Origin of the sequence: Butyricicoccus sp., from assembly GCF_050872565.1 — a bacterium.
GTDB lineage: Bacteria > Bacillota > Clostridia > Oscillospirales > Butyricicoccaceae > Butyricicoccus_A.
Genome location: NZ_JBNMHC010000461.1, coordinates 1 through 1,446 on the forward strand (window position 1 = coordinate 1; position 1,446 = coordinate 1,446).

Sequence of the window (1,446 nt, forward strand, 5' to 3'; positions counted from 1 at the left end):
CTCAACCATAGACACGGTACGGGAAACCAAGTTGCCCAGATCGTTTGCCAGATCCGAGTTGATGCGGTTAATCAGTGCCTCATTGGAGAATGCACCGTCGGAACCGAACGGGAACTCGCGCATCAGGAAGTAACGCAGGGTGTCTACGCCGTAACGCTCGCACAGGAACACCGGATCGACAACGTTGCCCTTGGACTTGGACATCTTGCCACCGTCCAGCAGCAGCCAGCCATGACCATAAATCTTCTTCGGCAGCGGCAGATCCAGAGCCATCAGAATTGCCGGCCACAGAATCGAATGGAAACGCACGATTTCCTTGCCGATGAAATGAACGTCAGCCGGCCAGAACTTCTCAAAGTCGTTGTACTGCTCGTTCTCATAGCCCAGAGCGGTGATGTAGTTGGTCAGCGCGTCAATCCATACATAGACGACATGCTTCGGATCGGACAGCACCGGAACACCCCAGTTAAAGCTGGTACGCGATACACAGGTATCTTCCAGACCCGGCTTGATAAAGTTGTTGAGCATCTCATGGGCACGAGAGGACGGCTCCAGCCAGTCTGGATGCTCCTCGTACAGCTTGATGATGCGATCCTGATACTTGGAAAGACGGAAGAAATATGCCTCTTCCTCTGCGTCTACGACTTCACGGCCGCAGTCCGGGCACTTGCCGTCTACCAGCTGTGTCTCGGTCCAGAACGACTCACACGGCTTGCAGTACTTGCCCTTGTATACGGACTTGTAAATATCGCCCTGATTCTTTAGACGCTCGAAAATCTTCTGAACAGCCTCTTCATGATACGGATCTGTCGTGCGGATAAAGCGGTCATTGGAAATGTTCATCAGCTTCCACAGATCCTTGACGCCGCTTACAATCTTATCGACAAATTCCTTCGGGGTAACGCCAGCTTCCTTCGCCTTGTCCTCAATCTTCTGACCGTGCTCATCGGTACCGGTCAAGAACATGACATCATAGCCCTTCAAACGCTTAAAGCGAGCCATGGTATCCGTTGCTACAGTACAGTAGCAATGACCGATGTGCAGGTTATCAGACGGGTAGTAAATCGGAGTAGTTATATAAAACGGTTTTTTCTCCAACGAAATCGCTCCTTCACTTCATACTATTATCTATTATCATATACCAAAACAGGGCGTATCATCAAGTTATTTTGATAAATTTCCTGTTTTTTACGAAAAAAAATTGGTGCCCATCCGGAAATTTCCCTTACGTACACAAAAAAAGACACGGCAGAGCCGTGCTCTGTCGTGCTTTACGTTTTGTTGTCTGTGCTGTCCTGCGGCGGACGATGCGAAACGCGGATTTCCACCCCGCGAATGCGGTCAAACAAATGATACAGGGCGAGCAAAAAATACGGGCACACCACGATGAGCAGCAATCCGCCGAAGATAACCGAAAGAATCATCCAGAACAGAAAGCTGAGCATC

Annotated in this window: 1 protein-coding gene; it reads right to left on the reverse strand. The window is 49.9% G+C overall.

Annotation, left to right across the window (positions count from 1 at the left end; translation table 11 throughout):
• Window positions 1-1,098 (reverse strand): methionine--tRNA ligase (metG, locus tag ACR0P9_RS12515; RefSeq protein WP_432620641.1); only part of this gene is annotated, 1,098 nt, incomplete at its 3' end.
• Window positions 1,099-1,446: the final 348 nt, after the last annotated feature.